This is a genomic window from Silvibacterium sp. (assembly GCF_047605705.1).
In the GTDB taxonomy this organism is placed as follows: domain Bacteria; phylum Acidobacteriota; class Terriglobia; order Terriglobales; family Acidobacteriaceae; genus Silvibacterium.
The window spans coordinates 39860-58317 of sequence record NZ_JASGFD010000021.1; the positions used below are offsets into that span (position 1 = coordinate 39860).

The 18458-nt window shown below is 60.3% G+C and carries 12 protein-coding genes; 8 read left to right on the forward strand and 4 right to left on the reverse strand.

All coding sequences use genetic code 11. The features are described 5' to 3' along the window. Window positions 1–20: 20 nt before the first annotated feature. Window positions 21–1781, reverse strand: a complete 1761-nt coding sequence (locus QM649_RS09625) for a hypothetical protein (RefSeq protein ID WP_415198817.1) — start codon at window positions 1779–1781, stop codon at window positions 21–23. A 169-nt stretch (window positions 1782–1950) separates the two neighbouring features. On the opposite strand from QM649_RS09625, the gene QM649_RS09630 reads away from it, so the two are divergent. The 8 genes from QM649_RS09630 (at window position 1951) to QM649_RS09665 (ending at window position 12996) form a co-directional block, all read left to right on the forward strand. Further along, on the forward strand, window positions 1951–2343 hold the full coding sequence (locus tag QM649_RS09630; RefSeq protein ID WP_415198818.1) for a hypothetical protein: 393 nt from the start codon (window positions 1951–1953) through the stop codon (window positions 2341–2343). Window positions 2344–2408: 65 nt separating this feature from the next. Continuing rightward, window positions 2409–2843, forward strand: coding sequence for a universal stress protein (locus QM649_RS09635; protein WP_415198819.1), 435 nt, complete (start codon window positions 2409–2411; stop codon window positions 2841–2843). A gap of 33 nt (window positions 2844–2876) precedes the next feature. Further along, the gene (locus tag QM649_RS09640; protein WP_415198820.1) at window positions 2877–4016 is read left to right on the forward strand and encodes an HlyD family secretion protein; all 1140 of its coding nucleotides are present in this window, start codon (window positions 2877–2879) and stop codon (window positions 4014–4016) included. Beyond that, on the forward strand, window positions 4013–5641 hold the full coding sequence (locus QM649_RS09645; RefSeq protein ID WP_415198821.1) for an MFS transporter: 1629 nt from the start codon (window positions 4013–4015) through the stop codon (window positions 5639–5641). The genes QM649_RS09640 and QM649_RS09645 overlap by 4 nt, the downstream gene beginning before the upstream one ends. A gap of 9 nt (window positions 5642–5650) precedes the next feature. Next, the gene (locus QM649_RS09650) at window positions 5651–7033 is read left to right on the forward strand and encodes a TolC family protein (protein WP_415198822.1); all 1383 of its coding nucleotides are present in this window, start codon (window positions 5651–5653) and stop codon (window positions 7031–7033) included. A 55-nt stretch (window positions 7034–7088) separates the two neighbouring features. After that, window positions 7089–7751, forward strand: a complete 663-nt coding sequence (locus QM649_RS09655; RefSeq protein ID WP_415198823.1) for an RNA polymerase sigma factor — start codon at window positions 7089–7091, stop codon at window positions 7749–7751. 124 nt (window positions 7752–7875) lie between these two features. Continuing rightward, on the forward strand, window positions 7876–10446 hold the full coding sequence (locus tag QM649_RS09660; protein ID WP_415198824.1) for an ABC transporter permease: 2571 nt from the start codon (window positions 7876–7878) through the stop codon (window positions 10444–10446). Between the two features lie 60 nt (window positions 10447–10506). Then, a complete protein-coding gene (locus QM649_RS09665) occupies window positions 10507–12996 on the forward strand; it encodes a hypothetical protein (RefSeq protein ID WP_415198825.1) in 2490 nt (829 codons plus the stop codon). A 60-nt stretch (window positions 12997–13056) separates the two neighbouring features. Here the strand turns inward: QM649_RS09665 and QM649_RS09670 are convergent, their stop codons facing one another. From QM649_RS09670 to QM649_RS09680, 3 genes are all read right to left on the reverse strand, one after another. Then, complete coding sequence (locus QM649_RS09670; protein ID WP_415198826.1) at window positions 13057–14487, reverse strand: NAD-dependent succinate-semialdehyde dehydrogenase; 1431 nt, start codon at window positions 14485–14487, stop codon at window positions 13057–13059. 65 nt (window positions 14488–14552) lie between these two features. Further along, on the reverse strand, window positions 14553–17276 hold the full coding sequence (metH, locus tag QM649_RS09675) for a methionine synthase (protein ID WP_415198827.1): 2724 nt from the start codon (window positions 17274–17276) through the stop codon (window positions 14553–14555). After that, window positions 17273–18379, reverse strand: coding sequence for a homocysteine S-methyltransferase family protein (locus tag QM649_RS09680; RefSeq protein WP_415198828.1), 1107 nt, complete (start codon window positions 18377–18379; stop codon window positions 17273–17275). Before QM649_RS09680 ends, metH begins: the two co-directional genes overlap by 4 nt. Window positions 18380–18458: the final 79 nt, after the last annotated feature.

The following is an 18458-nucleotide window of genomic DNA, read 5'->3' on the forward strand; positions in this document are numbered from 1 at the left end:
GCGCTCTTACGGCGCCAGCTTCAGCCGATCTGCTTCACCATCTGCTGAAACCGCGGTTCTTCGCGCAGGACATCGAAGCGCGGGTCCACAGAGATCCATGGCAGTTCAGCCTCCTTCGCCGCAAAACCCGCCTCCAGCTTCTCGAGCGCGCCGTCACGATCCCCCATGGCAACCGCCAGCACCGCCTCGCGAAGATAACTCAGTCGCGGCGTACGGCCTCCGGCAGAACTCTCGGCCATAACTCGCTTCGCGGCATCGAGCCTGCCCGCGGCGGCATAGACCTCTGCAACCGTCGCAGTCATCAGGGTATGGCGCGCATAACGCTCCTGCATGGAGTCCGCGAGCGAAACAGCCTCGCCATACCGTCCCAGTTGAACCAGAGATAGCGCCTGGTAGGCATAGACCTCAGCCGGCATCGTGCCATATCGCCCAGCCTGCTCGAAGTGATGAAGGCCGGCATCGTAGCGTCGCGCCATGAAGAAGAAATACGCGACAGCGGCCTTATAGCGATGAGAAAAAGAATCGAGCTTCTCGCTTTGCACATAGTTCGGCCATGCCTGTTCGAAACGCCCGCGGCAGGTGAGGAAAGCGGCATATTGCCGAAGTGCGGAGTGATTCGCGCGCAGTTCGAGAGCATCGCCGAAGGTGGCCTCGGCTTCCTGCCAGCGCCATTGCAGGGCCTGTGCGCAGGCGAGCGCCGAATGCGCATCCCCCATCTCGCGGTCCAGCTCCAGCGCCCGCAATGCCGAACTCTGCGCCTCGGCAACCATGTTCTGCGAATCCGGAACCCCGCGCTGCGAGAGCCAGATCAGGCTCTGCGCAACTCCACAGTGAGCGCGGGCATTGTCCGGTGAGATCTCCGCCAGGCGCCGAAAACTCTGTACGGCCTTGGGCAGATCGGCGAGAGAACCCTCCTCTAACAGCTCCTCCGCAGCCAGCAGCTCCGGGTAGACAGCGACTTGCACCGGGGTGGGAAGTCCCTCGTCGATGCGCGCCGGAGACAGCCTTGGGGCGATCCTCGTCATCAGGGCGGAGACGACACGCTCCTGAATGTCGAAGAGGTGGATATCGGGCAGGCTGCCGTTTTCGGTTAGCACATCGAAGCGCTGTGACCAGATGCGGAGACCTTCCCCGTTCACCAGCCGTGCATGAATGCGAAGGCGTCCCTCCGCATGCTGCACCGTTCCGTCAAAGACAAAATGAACCCCAAGTCTTTTTGCGAGCGAAGGAATGTCCGCCGCCTGCGCGGTGAGCTGTGAGATCGAACTGGCCGCGATCACGCGGCAGCCGTCGGCTCGCATCAGGGCATGCACAAGCTCGTCACTGATACCGAGCGCGCAGTCGTTGGCCAGCCGCCCTTCGGACAGCGGTAAAAACGGAAGCACGGCAAGCGAAACCCTGCCATCGTTCCTCATGATCGGAGCTCCGCTGTCGAGTGTGCTGCTATGCCGGAATACAGGGATATAGGAACCCGGGCGGAAGTAGATGTAGACCGGATTTTCCCTGCCTTCGCCCTGGTAATACTCCTTGAGCTTGCCGCGCAGCCGCCGCGCCTCCGTCCGCACAATGGAGTCCTGTGTGGGGTTATAAGAGGCACGGCGTTCATAGACCTGCGTGCCGATCACGGCTTCCTTGAGCGATTCGTGCTCGCCCTTCAGTGTCTCCTCGACGGTGAAGCGCAGGAATCGTCCGAGGCGCTCGGACTGCAGGAACAGCGGGCTGCCCAGAATCCTCTCGAGCTCGGCGCGGATGTCCGCCGGAGAAATAGTGTTGTTGTCCAAACGTTGCAACCTCGGGCTGGTACGGGAATTTGAGTGATCCCGGTACGGTGCCATTCTATGCGCCCCGAGCTGTTTGCCCTACCCTTCGTTGCCGGCTGCTCACCGTGAGATCACCTTTGCTCACGCTGCATAATTCCCGTTCCGCGAAGAAAATCCAGAGAAGCGGAATATGAACAGTGCGGCAAAGCCGAATGTGCTGGCGCTCGTCCCAGTAGCCACGCAGGCTCGGATAGCCCAGTCGCTGGCTCCGGTGGTGGGGCAGATTTCGTTCTGCTCCGACGCGTCGGAGATCTCTCATATGCCGAAGAACTGCGCCTGCTTCGATGTGTTGATCGTGCCGGCGACTTTGCTTGAAGAGGAATCATGGCCGACATGGCAGAACCTGTGGCTCACCAACCCGCGCCAGACGATCCTCGCCTATACCCCACGTGCCGACTTCCACATGTGGTCCAGCGCACTCGAGCAAGGGTGCTATGACCTCATCCTTGAACCCTTTCAGGAAGAGACACTGCGCGAATCCGTGCTTTGCGCTTACGCCAGCACTCACGGATTCGACACCTGATCTGCGGCGGCCTCGGCCGCGCTGAGAACCGACGCCATACCGCCGTAACCACTCGGAGAAACACGATGTTCGAGCGAATTGTTGTCGCCCTGAGCGAGGAGCCGCAGTCCCGGCGCGCCCTGCTCTCGGGTATTCGACTGGCCGCCGCCATGAAGTCCCATCTCACGGTGCTCTCTGTCGTCACCAGTCCACCGGCGTATACAGCTTTCGCCGTGGTGGTAGATCCTACAGCACCGGCTGATATCACGGACGACGAACGCTATGTCCACCAGACTCTGCACAACGAAGCACGTGCTCTCGCAACAGAACACGGCATCGAGGCCGCAAGCTACATCGTCGCCGGACGGGAAGTTATCAGCATCGTCGAGTTTCTCCGGGAGCACCATGCTGACCTGCTCATCCTCGGCCTGCACTCGCACACCAGTCACGTCTCGCGGCTCTGGAACTCCATCTTCAGCCTCGCGCAGGATGCTCCCTGCAGCATTCTCGGCGTGCACTGACCGCACACCTACGGTAAAGGAGTACCAGGTTTCATGTTGAAGCGATCGTGGATCATTCCCATCGTCGTATTGATCGTCGCTGCAGGACTGTTGTTTCTTATCAGCGACCGCTGGCTCTTCTGGGAAGGCAACCGCAGCCTGCAGTCCACGGATGACGCATACATCCGCGCGGATGTGACGCCGCTCAGCACGCGCATCTCCGGCACCGTTCGTACCATGGATGTCGGCGACTATCAGCAGGTCAAAGCCGGACAGACGCTCGTCGAGCTTGAAGACAACGATTATCGCGCTATCCTCGAAGAGGCAAAGGCCGCGCTGGCCGCCGCCGAAGCTTCGCTCAGGGATAACCAGGAAGCCAAGCTCGTCGCCGACGCGCAGATTCATGCAGCTGAAGCGGCCGAGCAGCAGGCCACCGCGGCAATGGATGCGGCAAAGGCAGGCGTCGCCGCGGTTGAGCCCCAGCTTCTCCGCGCCACGCTGGAGCAGCACCGCCAGGAAGCCCTCTACCAGTCGCAGGCCGCGACGCATCAGCAGATTGAAGCCGTCACCGCCACAACCGATCAGCTGAAGGCATCGCTGCAAAACAGCCAGGCGGATCTCGCAAAGGCGCAAGCCGCAATCGCCGCGAGCCAGAGCCAGGTGGAAGCTGCGCGCCGTCAGCGCGAATCACTCAACACGAAGGACGATCTCGACAAGGCAGACATCGAAGCCAAGAAAGCCGCCATCATCGTCGCGCAGGTCAATCTCGACTACACAAAAATTGCCGCGCCGACGGACGGCTTCGTGAGCGAGCGCCACGTCTTCGCAGGCCAGCTCGTCTCGCCCGGCACACAGGTCATCGACGTCGTCAGCAGCAACCCGTGGATCCAGGCAAACTTCAAGGAGACACAACTTGGCAACATGCGGCGCGGCGACAAGGCCGATGTGCGCATCGATACCTTCCCCGGCAAGACCCTGCACGGCACCGTCGAAGAAATCTCTCCCGCCTCCGGCTCACAGTTCGCGCTTCTGCCTCCGGATAACGCGACCGGCAACTTTACCAAGGTAGTGCAGCGCATACCCGTCAAAGTGGTATTCGATGCGGATCAACCGCTGATCGCTCGCCTGCGCCCCGGCATGTCCGCGATCGTAACGGTTCATCCCGGTACCGGATCCGAGGAGTCCTCGCGTTGAGCACGCCCCCTCGCACACCACAGGCGGGCGCACCCGCTCCTGCGTCTGCAATCACGTCGCATCCGATGATCGGCGTCATCGGTGTGCTCTTCGGCGCGATGATCTCCACCTGCCAGGGACGCCTGCTCAGCGTGGGGCTCGCCGATCTGCGCGGCGCGATGCATCTCGGGGTCGATGAAGCCTCGTGGATGGGCACGGCCTTCAATACCGCCACCATGTTCATCGGCCCGTTCTCTGTCTATCTCGGAGGCCTGCTCGGCCCGCGCCGCGTATTGCTCTGGTCGGCAGTCACGTTCACGATACTCACGCTCCTGCTGCCCTTCTCGCATTCGTTGTCCCTGACGCTTACGCTGCTCGTGCTTGCCGGTCTGACCGTCGGCACCTTCTATCCACTCACGCTCTCGTTCGTCCTGCGCAGTTTGCCCACGCGCTACATCCTCCTCGGCATCGCCATGTATGCCATCGATATCGTTTTCACCACGAACATGGCGACCGCGCTGGAAGCCTGGTTCATGGACAACCTCTCCTGGCGATGGATCTTCTGGAGCAGCACGGCTGCCACGCCGGTCATGATCCTGCTCCTGCACTTCGGCATGCCGCATCAACCTCTGCCAAAGCCCGAGCCCGGCAAACCGCCCATCAGCTGGCGAGGATTTCTGTACGCCAGCATCGGCGCAGCTCTGATCTATGTCGGACTCGACCAGGGGCAACGCCTCGACTGGTTCCACTCCGGCGTGATCGATGCGTACTTCATCACTGGACTCTTCCTCGTCACCGTTGCAGTGGTCCGCCATTTCTCGCTGCCCAATCCGATGGTGCACTTCCAGTTTCTGCGGCGGCGCAACACGCTGCTGCTCAGCCTGGTTCTCGTAAGCTTCCGCTTCGTCATGCTCGCCACTGTGGTCAGCATCCCGAACTTCCTCGGCACCATCCACGGCTATCTCCCACTCCAGACAGGAAACGTGCTGCTCTGGGTCGCGGTGCCGCAGTTCGTGCTTGGCCTCGTGGCCATGGGTCTCATGCGTCTGATCGATCCGCGACTCATCCTCACCGCAGGCTTCGCGCTGGTGGCCTGCGCCTGCGTCTTCAACATGCAGCTTTCCTCTGTCTGGTCAGGCGAGACGTTCCTCACCTCGCAAATAGTCCTCGCCATCGGTCTGCCTATGGCCTTCAATGCAATGGTCGGTTCACTCGTGCTCGAACTCATCAATACAGGCGCACTCAAACGCCCGATCGACACACTCACCTTCGCCGGATTCTTCCAGACCGTACGCCTGATGGGCGGTGAGATCGGCAGCGTGTGCATGGTGCGCTTCATCGCAGTGCGTGAGCAATTTCACTCGAACATCCTCGGGCTCAATGTCAGCCTCGGCAATTCCATCACCATGCAGCATCTGCTTGGCCTGCGCGCTGCGATGATTCCGCATGATTCCGGCCTTGCCACCGGGCGCGCCGGAGAGCTGCTCGCGCAGGAGGTAAAGCAGCAGGCCTACACGTTGGCCATCGCCGACAGCTTCCATCTCATCGCAGCCTCCTGTGTCCTCTGCCTCATTGTCGTTGCCTGCATGGCGAAGGTGCCGATGCAGTATCGCAAGATCATCGCCGCCGACGCGAAAGCGGCGTGAAAGGAGCCCATGTTTCTCACTTACATTCGTCCTCGAGCCTCCATCCTTTGGTCCGTCTCGATTGCCGCATTCGCTGCATCCTTCCTCACGCCGCTCCCTGCATTCGCGCAGCAGGACGACACGATGCACCTCACGCTGGCGCAGGCCATCGATCTTGCAATGAAACAAAATCGCGACCTGAAGCTCGCCAGCCTGAATATTGACGATGCCACGCACAAGAAGGCAATTGCGCGCTCCGCATACTATCCGAAGATCAGCAACGACTCGAAGATGACGTACATCACCGAGCTGGCGGGCGTGGCTATTCCAGCTGGAGCCTTCGGCGACTTTTCCAGCACGGGCAAGATTCCCGGCAAGACACTGTTTCTCGATCAGGGATCGTCACTCTCCTACACCAGCGGCACCAGCCTCGATCAGCCGGTCACGCAGCTCATCCGCATTCATGAGGCCAATCGCTCGGCGGCATCCGACCTGCGCAGCGCAGGCATCGATCTCGAGCGAGGCCAGGATGACGTCACGCTGAAAGTGCGCCAGCTTTATTACCAGGCCCTCATCCTGCAGCAGAAGCAGCAGGCCGCGGACGACGAAATCGCCGCCGCCCAGATCAAACTCGATGAGAGCCAGCGCGACGTGACCAACGGCAACGCGCTCCAGGTAGCGGCATTACAGGGCCGCGCGGCCCTGCTCGAAGCCCGGCAAGAGGCGCTGGCCACAAAGCTCTCGCTCCACGACACCATGCTCTCGCTCGCGGATCTGCTCGGACTTCCCGTGCATTCTGCCATCGTCCTTGATCCCGACACGGCATCCGCGGATGCGCCGCTTCCCTCTCGCGCCGAATGCCTGCGCATCACCGAAGAGCAGAATCCGGATCTGCGCCTCGCTATGGAAGCAATCACCAAGGCGCACGCCGGGGTCGCCGCAGCCCGGGACAACTACATCCCCGACATCACCGCTCTCGCGCACTACAGCTACCAGAGCGGTGTGCCTTTGCTCGTCCACAACTTCGGCATCTTCGGGTTCTCCTTTACCTATGACCTCTTCGATGGCGGCAAGCGTATTGAGCAGATCAAGGATGCACACACCGAGCTCGAAGAAGCCGAGATGAATCGCCAGAAGGTAGAAGAAGAGCTTGCAGTGCAGATCGAATCGGCGTATGACAAGGTGGAGCAATGGAGCGACATGGTCTCCGTCGCACAAGAGGCCATGAGGGCGAGGACCGAAGCGGCTCGCCTCGCCGATCGCCAGTTCGAACAGAACGCCATGCTCGCCTCGGCCCGCAGTGAAGCGCATGCGCAGCAGGCAGCCTCCGGAGCCTCGCTGCTCGAAGCAGAACTCAATTTGTCTCTTGCGCAGGCAGATGTCCGCCGCATTCTCGGCGACAACTCTCACTAGCAGCACCTTACAACTTCAGGCTGTCCTTACTCCCCCTAGAAAGGATTCCTCCAGGATGAAGGCCCGAGCTACAGGCGCAGCGGTGTCGCAGCTTATGCGGCACGTGAATCTTTCCGATAGCCAGCTTGTCGCAGCTGCAAAACTTGGCGACCATCATGCGCTGGAAGTTCTTCTCCAGCGGCACTCCCGCCGTGTCTATCGCGCCATCCTGCGCATCACCCGCAACCAGGAAGACGCCGAAGACGCACTGCAGAACACGTTGATCAAAGCCTACCTGCATCTCGACTCTTTCGATGGACGCGCCCAGTTTTCCAGCTGGCTCATTCGGATCGGCATCAACTCCGCACTCGCCATGCTGCGCTGGAATCGTGCGCGCCCGCAGCTTTCACTCGACGACGAAAGTGTCTCCTCCGGCATCTCCGATGACCGGCTGCGCGACACCTCTCTCGACACGGAGCATATCTACCTCGAACAGGAACAGCTCATGCACCTGCGACGCGCAGTCGGTAGGCTAAGGCCAAAGCTGCGAGAGATCCTTCTGCTCCATCATTCGATGGACTGCACCACCCGTGAGCTTGCCGACCACACCGGCATCAGCGAGTCTGCTGTGAAGTCCAGGCTCATGCGCGCCCGCCGGGAGCTCGCCCGAACCTACAACGTCGCGCGGCCCGGGCCGCAGGTTCCACAACTTCTCGATGAGCGCGCTGTCCAGTACTGAACAGTGAAGGCCCGGCGCGCTCGTCGCATTGCTTCATTTTCGAGAAGAGAAAGGATTTTTACGGAACTCCCTTCCGCACGCTCACGTATTCCGTGGGATCAGGCCCTCAAATCGGAATGGGAGAATGCGAATGCTGGCCGACCTGCGCGACGCACTGCGGCAACTAAGAAAGGCCCCCGGCTTCACAGCAACGGCGGTGATCACCCTTGCTCTGGGCATTGGTGCCACCACCGCCATCTTTACGCTGGTGCAACAGGTCATGCTTCGCTCCCTGCCGGTCACCAGACCGGAAGAGCTCTGGCGCATCGGCGATAAGCTCCGCTGCTGCAACTGGGGCGGATACACGCAGGGCGACGACGGCGACTTCTCACTCTTTTCCTGGGAGGCGTACCAGACATTCCGCAAGCACACCTCCGAGTTCTCCGATCTTGCTGCGCTGCAGGCTGGGAATACGCCTCTCGGTGTTCGCCCAGCGGGCTCCAATACCACCGCAGACACACGCAATGGGCAATTCGTCTCCGGCAACTTCTTTCGTACCTTCGGTATTCAGCCATGGATCGGCCGCCTCACTACGGATGCCGATGATAAGGACGGCGCGCCGCTCGTCACCGTGATGAACTATCGCGTATGGCAGGAGAAATACGGGGCCAATCCCTCGGTGGTCGGCACCATCTACCAGATCAACGGACACCCCTTCACAGTGATCGGGGTTACGCCTCCCGGCTTCTATGGAGCCAAGCTCGCTGGAGGAGGCTTGCCCGATTTCTGGCTACCGCTCGCCAGTGAAAATCCACTCGTTGGCTCTGTCTCACACCTCAAGCGCGCTGACGCCAACTATCTCGACCTCATTGGCCGCGTCCGGCCGGGCGTAAACACGACCACCCTCGACGCCAAGCTGAAGGTTGAGCTGCACGACTGGCTCGCCAGCCACGTGCAGGATATGGAGCCCTCACAAAAAGAACTCTGGCAGCAGCAGACGCTCCATCTTGTCCCCGGTGGCGCGGGTGTAGCCGAGCTGCGAGACGCCTATCAGGATGGGCTCAAGCTTCTGTTCTTCGCGGCTGGATGTGTCTTGCTCGTGGCCTGCGGCAATCTCGCGAATCTCATGCTCGCTCGCGGCCTCAAAGAGCGGTCGCAGATATCCGTTCGCGTTGCGCTCGGTGCATCGCGATTCCGGCTCGTGCGCAAGGCGCTAGTTGAGAGCGTACTGCTGGCGCTCATCGGCGGCCTGCTCGGCATCGCAGTCGCCTACGGAGGAACGCGTCTCATTCTCTACCTGGCATTTGAGGCCGGCAACCAGAATAGCTATGTGCCTGTCAGCGCCACACCCTCATGGCTTGTGCTGCTCTTCGCACTCGGCATTTCCATCCTCACCGGGATCATCTTCGGCACTGCGCCGGCATGGATGACGTCGCACGCCGATCCTGTCGAAGCTCTTCGCGGCGCGAACCGCTCCGTGGGCGGCGGCCGCACGTGGGTGCAGAAATCGCTCGTCATCACGCAGGCTGCCATGTCGCTGGTGCTCCTCTCGGCCGCGGCTCTTCTTGCGCAGAGCCTGCGTAATCTTGAGCATCAGGACTTCGGCTTCGAGACCCGCGGACGCTATATCGTCCAGATCAACCCCATGCTCAGCAACTACACGCCTGAGCAAGCTGCCCCGCTCTTCCAGCGCATCGACGATCGCATGAAGCAGATACCCGGCGTGCGTATGGTTGCACCGGTGCTCTATGCGCCGATGACCGGAGATAGCTGGAACGAGTCGATCCGCATTGAAGGCCAGCCCGAACCCAACGCCAAGGCGGATACCGGCGCAGGCTGGGCTCGTGTCGAGCCTGGCTTCTTCGAAGCCCTCGGCGCGAAGATGATCATTGGCCGTTCCATCGGAGAACAGGACACAGCTACCACGCGCAATGTCGCCGTCATCAACCAGGCCTTCGCCAAACGCTTTTTCAAGGACAAGAATCCGATCGGCCAACACTTCGGCATCGATCGTCTCCGGTACGCGAACACCTATGAGATCGTCGGCGTCGTCCGCGACATGCGCTACATGACGTGGGGCTACAAAGATGCCATCGGACCGATGTTCTGGGTGCCGGAAACGCAGAGCGTGAAGTACGACGACCCGATGTTCACCGATGGAGATCGCTGGTCGCACTTCCTCTACAACATTGTGCTGTGGGCGCCCGGCAATCCGCCCGGTATTGCGGAGCAGGTGCGCAAGGCGCTTTCTGACGTTGACCCAAGCCTCGTCCTCTACGGCGTGGATCCCTATGAAAAGATCGTCAGCTCCGACTTCCAGCAGCAGAACATGATCGCAACGCTCACCACGCTCTTCGGCCTGCTCGGACTTCTCCTCGCGGCAGTCGGTCTCTACGGCGTGATGGCCTACACGGTCGAGCAGCGCACCGGCGAGATTGGCCTGCGCATGGCTCTCGGCGCCAATCGTAACCATGTGGTCCGCATGGTCCTCCGCGGAGCCTCAACACAGATCGGCATCGGGCTTGGGCTCGGCATCCCGCTGGCGATCCTCGCCGGAAAGCTTATGACCGATCAACTCTTCGGCGTAAGCCCCTGGGACCCAATCATGCTCACGGCTGCGACCATCATGCTCGCACTGGCGGCGCTGGTCGCATCCTTCGTGCCTGCGCGCCGCGCTGCGAGTGTCGAACCGATGATCGCTCTCCGCAGTCAATAGTCGATCCCTTCCTCCTGCCGCAGCATGCGTCCTCGACGTCATGCTATGGCAGGAGGAAGCGTGCAGTATCCTCAACGTGTGAAGTATTTCTCGCTGCCCGCTCTGGCCTCTGGACTCATTCGCTCCATTCCTATGCTGTTTCTGGCTTCGTCCGGTCATGCAGCGCTCGCCGCCATTTCATGCACGCATGCGGTCATTGTCTTCGCAGCTCATGCAAACTCCGTCGAAGCTAGGGCCATCGCCGTGCTTCGCGAGGAAGAGGCACGGAGAACCGGTATCGAATGGCCGATGCAGACGCACCAAGGCAGTGATTCTGTCAGCATCGTCGTTGGCGTCCGCAGCGAGGTTCCCGCGTCGCTCTCCTCACCGGATCGTGCAGCATGGCTCAAGACAGCCACTCCAGCATCGGCACAGAAGCCCGAAGGATTTTCGATCGAGACGCTGCATGCCGGCAGCGCTACCACCATCGTCATCGCCGGTAACGATCCTCGCGGTGCTCTCTTCGGCGTGGGATACCTGCTGCGCAAGCTCGAGATGGATCCGGGGCAGGCGATACTTCCCTCCGATCTTCACATTTCGACAGCACCGGAATATCCGGTGCGTGGCGTTCAGATTGGCTATCGCTTCAAGAACAACACCTACGATGCATGGACGGTAGCGCAGTTCGATCAGCAGACACGCGACCTCGCAGTCTTCGGCAACAACACCATCCAGGTTGTCGCTCCGAACTCCGACGATAGCGCGACAAGTCCGCTCTACCCCGCGCCTGCTCTCGAGACACTCATCGGCATCTGCAAATCGACCGTTGCCTACGGGCTCAACTTCGACCTCTACTACCCGGAAATGGCGAAGGACTACTCCGATCCGGCGCAGGTCGATGCCGAACTAAAGAAGGCAGATGCGCTCTTTCGTGCCTTTCCGCACATCGATGCGCTTTATATACCTGGCGGCGATCCCGGCCACACCGACCCCAGGTACCTCCTGCCTTTGGTCGAGAAAGAAGCGGTCGTCCTGCACAAGTACCATCCCAAAGCGGAGGTATGGATCTCGGCGCAGGGGTTCAGCGCAGCCTGGTTTTCCGAGTTCTACTCGATCCTCAGGACACAGCATCCGGCCTTTCTCACCGGCGTCTTCGTAGGACCGCAATCGCGCGACAGTTTCCCTCTGCAGCGCAAAATGATTCCTGCGCGTTATCGCCTTCAGGCTTACCCGGACACCGCGCACACCATGCATGCGCAGTTCGCCCTGCCTGCGTGGGACTCGGCCTTCGCCTTATCCGAAGGACGCGAGCCAATCGACCCGCGCCCCTTCGGCGAAACAGAGATCTATCGGACCTTCGCCCATTTGCACAGCGGCTTCGTCGTCTACAGCGAAGGCGTGAATGACGATGTGAACAAGATCTTGTGGGACCAGCTGGGATGGTCCTCCGCCGCCGATCCGGCAGAGACCCTGCACGATTACAGCCGCTACTTTCTCGGCGCACACATCGGTGCACTTAGCAGTGATGCTTTCGCACAGGGGATTATCTCGCTGGAGCAGAACTGGAATGGCCCGCTGCTGACGCACTCCAGCATCGACACCACACTGCTCAATTTTCAGACGATGGAAAATCAGGCAAGCGACGCGCAGCGGCAGAACTGGCGTTTCGAGATGGCTCTCTATCGTGCGTATTACGACGCATACATCCGCGCGCGGCTGATCGATGCCACGGACCGCGAGCAGCAGGCGATGGCGATTCTTCGCACTGCGCCCCGGGCCGGCAGCGAGGATGTAATCGGACGCGCGCGCGCAGTGTTACAGCCGTCTCCCGTAGCGGCCGATCTGCATCATGAGGTCGAATCTCTGGCCGATCAGCTCTTTCATCATGTCGGCATGCAGCTCAGCGTTGCGAAGTACGGCGCATCAGGCATCGAACGCGGAGCCAATCTCGACCGCGTCGATGTCGACCTGAACAACCGCGCATGGCTGAATCAGCAATTCGATCGCATCGAGAAGCTATCGACTGAAACAGATCGGCAGGCTGCATTGGCCGGGATCGTCGGATACGAAGACGCCGGCCCCGGGGGTTTCTATGACGATCTCGGCAACCCGAGCAACGAGCCGCACCTCGTCCTCAGCTCGAATCGCACGTCAGCTCCCGATCCGCAGCTTTACGCGACGACGGTCAACGGGATCGCCGACAAGGTCCCCGATGAAGGTTTCCGCATCTCTACGCTCACCTATGCGGAGACGCTTTACGACAAGCCTCTCGAAATGATCTATCGCGATCTCGACCCGCATCAGCATTATCGTCTCCGCGTCACCTACGGAGGCGAAGACTACACGTTGCCGATTCACCTTGTCGCGAATGACACTATCGAGATTCATCCGCCGCTGCATCGGGAGAAGAATCCTGAGACGCTCGAGTTCGATGTTCCGCAGGCGGCAACCGCAAGCGGCACGCTAGACCTGAAGTGGACCCGTCCCGCAGGAATCGCAGGCGGTGGCCGCGGCCTTCAGGTCGCGGAGGTCTGGCTAATCCCGGATAACCGCGAAGCGGGTGTGCAGTAGGCGTAAACGGAAATGATTGCGAAGTGCATGAATCTGACTGCGACTTGAACCAAAGCCGCGTCAGATTCCTCCAACGCAAAGGTACTTCGTGACCATATAGTCATCGATGCCGTAATGCGAGCCCTCACGGCCGATGCCGGAGTGCTTGATACCGCCAAAGGGCGCGACCTCGTTCGAGATCAATCCTGTATTGATTCCGACCATGCCGTACTCCAGCGCTTCGGCCACGCGCCATACCCGCCCCAGGTCGCGGCTGTAGAAGTACGCGGCCAACCCAAACTCCGTGTCGTTCGCCATCCTCACAACCTCTTCATCCGAAGAGAACCGAAAGAGCGGAGCCACCGGCCCGAATACCTCTTCTTTCGCGATGCGCATCTCCGCAGTCGCGCCCGTGAGCACCGTGGGCTGAAAGAAAGTAAGCCTACGCTCGTGGCGATGGCCACCCGTAGTCACGCATGCGCCCTTGGCCACGGCATCCTCGATATAGGCTTCCACCTTGCGCACCGCGGCTTCGTTAATCAAAGGCCCCTGCGTCACATCCGGCTCGTTGCCGTTACCGACCGTGAGCTTCTCAACCGCAACGCGCAGCTTTTCAGCGAACACATCATAGACACGATCCTGCACGTAGAAGCGATTAACGCATACACAGGTCTGCCCCGCATTGCGGTACTTCGACGCGATCGCGCCTTCAACTGCCGCGTCAATATCTGCATCTTCAAACACAATGAAGGGCGCATTCCCACCGAGTTCAAGAGAGAGCTTCTTGATCGTGGGCGCGCATTGCTCCATCAGCAGGCGGCCTGTCGCAGTGGAACCTGTAAACGAGAGCTTCCGCACCAAGGGGTTGCTGCACAACTCCGCGCCGATCGCCTTTGGGTCGCCGGTAAGAATGCTGAGCACGCCCTTCGGCACACCCGCACGCTGCGCCAACTCCGCCAGAGCCAGAGCCGTAAGCGGCGTGGCCTCCGCCGGCTTCACCACCATGGTGCATCCCGCTGCGAGGGCCGGGCCGACCTTACGGGTGATCATCGCCGCTGGAAAATTCCACGGAGTGATCGCAGCGCACACACCGACCGACTCCTTGAGAACGATGATCCGTTTATCCGCAGAGGGACTCGGAATCGTATCGCCGTAGGTGCGCTTCGCCTCTTCGCTGAACCACTCAAGGAAGGATGCAGCATACTGAATCTCGCCCTTGGCTTCAGCAAGCGGCTTCCCCTGCTCGGCAGTCATGATGCGTGCAAGATCTTCGGCATGGGCCAGTATCAGCTCAAACCAGCGGCGCAGAATGGCAGCTCGCTCCTTTGCAGGCTTCGAGCGCCAGCCCTTCCACACATGGTCTGCTGCGTCAATGGCCCGGCGTGTCTCCGTCGCTCCCATCTGCGGCACATGCGCCAGCAATGCGCCCGTCGCCGGATTGCGGACTTCAAACCTGCCGCCGTCCTCTGCACCACACCACTCCCCAGCAAGAAACGCTTCAGTCCGGAGCAACGACACATCTCTCAACAAGAGTTGCTCTACAACATCGAAAGCGGCATCCGCCATGGAGAAAGCTCCTACTGCTCAGGATCGTAATTCAGGTTCGGCCCCAACCACCGCTCTACTTCCGCCAGCGTCATTCCTTTGCGTTCCTGGTAATCGACCACCTGATCGCGCCCCAGCTTGCCCACACTGAAGTACCGCGACTGCGGATGTGCGAAGTAGATACCGCTCACGCTCGAACCGGGCCACATCGCAAACGACTCCGTGATTTGGATGCCCGTTTTCGCTTCCACATCCAGCAGCTTCCAGATAGTCCCCTTCTCCGTGTGATCCGGGCTTGCGGGATATCCGGGCGCCGGACGAATGCCGCGATACTGCTCGTGAATCAGTTCAGCGTTGGTAAAGTTCTCCTCTGCACCGTATCCCCATTCGTTACGAACGCACTTGTGCAGGCACTCGGCAAAGGCTTCTGCTAAGCGATCCGCGAGTGCTTCGGCCATGATCGCGTTGTAATCATCGTGCTTTGCGCGGAAGCTGTCACACAGCTCGCGCAATCCGATACCGCTGGTGACAGCGAACGCTCCGATATGATCCGGCAGGCCGGTTTCCTTCGGCGCAATGAAATCAGAGAGGCATCGGCAAGGATCAGAAGCCCCCTCGCGATTGGCCTGCTGCCGTAAAAAGTGGAAGCGATCCAGCACCTCGGTGCGCGTGCCGTCCGTGTATAGCTCCACATCATCGCCAACTGCATTCGCAGGAAACAGCCCGAAGACAGCGCGCGCAGTGATGAGTTTCTCCTCGATGATGCGGTCAAGAAGCGCATTGCCTTCCGCGAAAACCTGTCGAGCCTGCGTGCCCTGCTTTTCGTCATCAAGAATCCGGGGATAAACGCCTTTGAGTCCCCAGGCATGGAAGAACGGAGTCCAGTCGATAAACTCTCTCAGCTTCGCGAGCGAGAAATCGTCGAGCACGCGCACACCGGTGAATGCTGGCTGCGAGATATCCTCGATGCGCCACTCAATCGGCGTACGCCGCACGCGAGCCTCTTCGATCGAAACCGTCTTCTGCTTCGGCGCCGCATGCGCGCGACGCACCGACTCATATTCAGCGCGATGCTGCTCGATGAACGCCCCCCTACTCTCTTCGCTGAGGAGGCTCGTCGTTACCGGCACAGCGCGGCTGGCATCGAGCACGTGCACCACCGGCTCACTGTAGTGAGGCGCGATCTTGATCGCGGTGTGTGCGCGGCTCGTCGTCGCACCACCGATCAACAGCGGCATCTTGAGCCCCTGCCGCTCCATTTCGCGCGCGACATGCACCATCTCATCGAGAGACGGAGTGATAAGCCCGCTGAGCCCGATCAGGTCGGCTTTCTCGGCCTTGGCGCGATCGAGAATCTTCTCGGCCGGCACCATCACACCCATGTCGATCACTTCGTAGTTATTGCAGGCCAGCACCACACCCACAATATTCTTGCCGATATCGTGCACGTCGCCCTTCACCGTGGCGAGCACAATTTTTCCCTGGGTCTTCACTTCGAGACCCGCGGCAGCCATCGCCTCTTTCTCTTCTTCCATGAACGGAGTCAGATAAGCGACCGCTTTCTTCATCACGCGCGCCGACTTCACCACCTGCGGCAGAAACATCTTGCCCGCGCCGAAGAGATCGCCCACAATGCTCATCCCGGCCATGAGCGGACCTTCGATCACCAGCAGCGGACGCCCGAGCTGGGCGCGCGCTTCTTCGGTATCGGTATCGATGTATGTATCGATGCCCTTCACCAGAGCATGCGACAGCCGCTCTTCGAAGGATCCCAGCCGCCACTCTTCCGTCTTCTTTTCTGAAGCGCCGCTTTCGCTGCCCTGGGCCTTCAGCTGCTCACCGAACTCGACGAGACGCTCTGTCGCATCCGGCCGCCGGTTCAACAGCACATCTTCAACCAGAACCTTCAGCTCTGGCTCGATCTCTTCGTAAACCTCGAGCATGCCGGCATTCACGATGCCCATGTCCATGCCGGCGCCAATCGCATGATAAAGAAACGCGGAGTGCATCGCCTCGCGCACCTTGTTATTACCGCGAAAGCTGAACGAGATATTCGAGACGCCGCCGCTCACCTTCGCATGCGGCAGATTCTGCTTGATCCAGCGCGTCGCCTCGATGAAGTCGACCGCGTAGTTGTTATGCTCCTCGAGACCCGTGGCGACAGTAAGAATATTGGGGTCGAAGATAATATCTTCCGCCGCGAAGCCCACATCGTCGACGAGGATGCGATACGCGCGCTCACAGATACGAATCTTGTCGGCAAAGCTCGCGGCCTGCCCCTCTTCATCGAAGGCCATGACGACTGCGGCCGCACCATACTTCAGCACGGTGGATGCATGATGCCGGAACTTTTCTTCACCCTCTTTGAGAGAGATAGAGTTCACGATGCCTTTGCCCTGCAGGCACTTCAGGCCGGCCTCGACCACCTCCCACTTCGAGGAGTCAACCATGAAGGGCACCTTTGCCACCTCTGGCTCGCTGGCCAGCAGCAGCAGAAAGCGGGTCATCGCGGCTACGCCGTCGATCATGCCCTCGTCCATGCAGATGTCGATGACGTTCGCGCCATTCTCCACCTGCTGGCGCGCGATACTTACAGCCTCTTCGTACTTCCCTTCCTTGATGAGCCTCGCAAACTTCGGCGAACCGGCAACGTTGGTTCGTTCACCGATCATGAGAAAGACGCCGGGCTGCTGCGTGAAAGGTTGCGAGCCGGAAAGACGCAGTGGTCGGGTTACGAACGGAGTCTTCCCACTCATCCAGCGATCTCCACAGCACTCTCTACACGGATCCTGCGAGGTGCCCGGCCTTCCAGCGCCTTCGCGATCGCAGCGATATGTTCCGGCGTATTGCCGCAGCACCCCCCGGCGATATTGATCAACCCTTCATCCGCAAACGTGCCAAGGTAACGAGCCATATCCGCAGGCTCAAGATCGAAGCCCGTCGGAGAAAGAGGGTTCGGCAGGCCTGCGTTCGGATACGCCGACACTGCAACATCCGCCTTCACTGCAAGCTCTTCGAGAAACGGATACATCAGGTCCGGCCCGATCGAGCAGTTGAGTCCCACCGAGAGCGGCTTCACATGCCGCACGGCGTTCCACAGCGCCTCTGTCGTCTGCGCGGAGATCATCGTTTCACCGCCGCGTCCCACCGCGGCTGAAATCATGATGGGCAGCCTCTTGCCGTCCTGCTCAAACACATCCTGGATAGCAACCAGCGCGGCCTTGGCATTCAGAGAATCGAAGATCGTCTCTACCAGCAGAGTATCCACACCGCCGGCAATCAGCGCGCGCGTCTGCTCCGCATACACCTGGCGCACCTGGTCGAACGTAACGACACGGAAACCCGGATCGTCGGCATCCGGTGAATTCGAAAGCGAGACGGTGAGCGGCCCCAGCGCGCCGGCGACGAACCGCGGGCTTCCGGTATCGTTCGCAACGCGGTCGGCCCATTCGCGGCACTGCCGTGCCGACTGCTCATTGATCTCCCACGCAAGAGAGCTCAGCGACGCATCCTCAATGATTTTCTGGTAGAACTCAGGATCCTTCCGGCCGCCATGCTCGCGTGGATCATCCACGAAGAACTCGCTCTGCGAGATGCTGGTTGCGCCAAAGGTATTCGTCTCGATAATGTCCGCACCCGCTTCGAGAAAACGGCGATGAATATCGCCGATCATCGCAGGCTGCGTCAGGCTGAAAAGATCGCCATTATTGAGAAGATCCTTGCCTGCATTGCTGAACCGCTCTCCGCGAATGTCGGCCTCTTTCATCCCATAGGTGCGGATGGTCGTGCCCATCGCCCCGTCGATGATGGCGATCTTCTTCTCGAGAAGCGCCTGAAGAGGATGCTGAGGATTGATCATATTGTTCGTAAGTTCCTGACTTGCTTCTGGTCTCGACCGCTCTTCGCCCGTAGAAGAACGCAGCCACATGGTTGAGCTG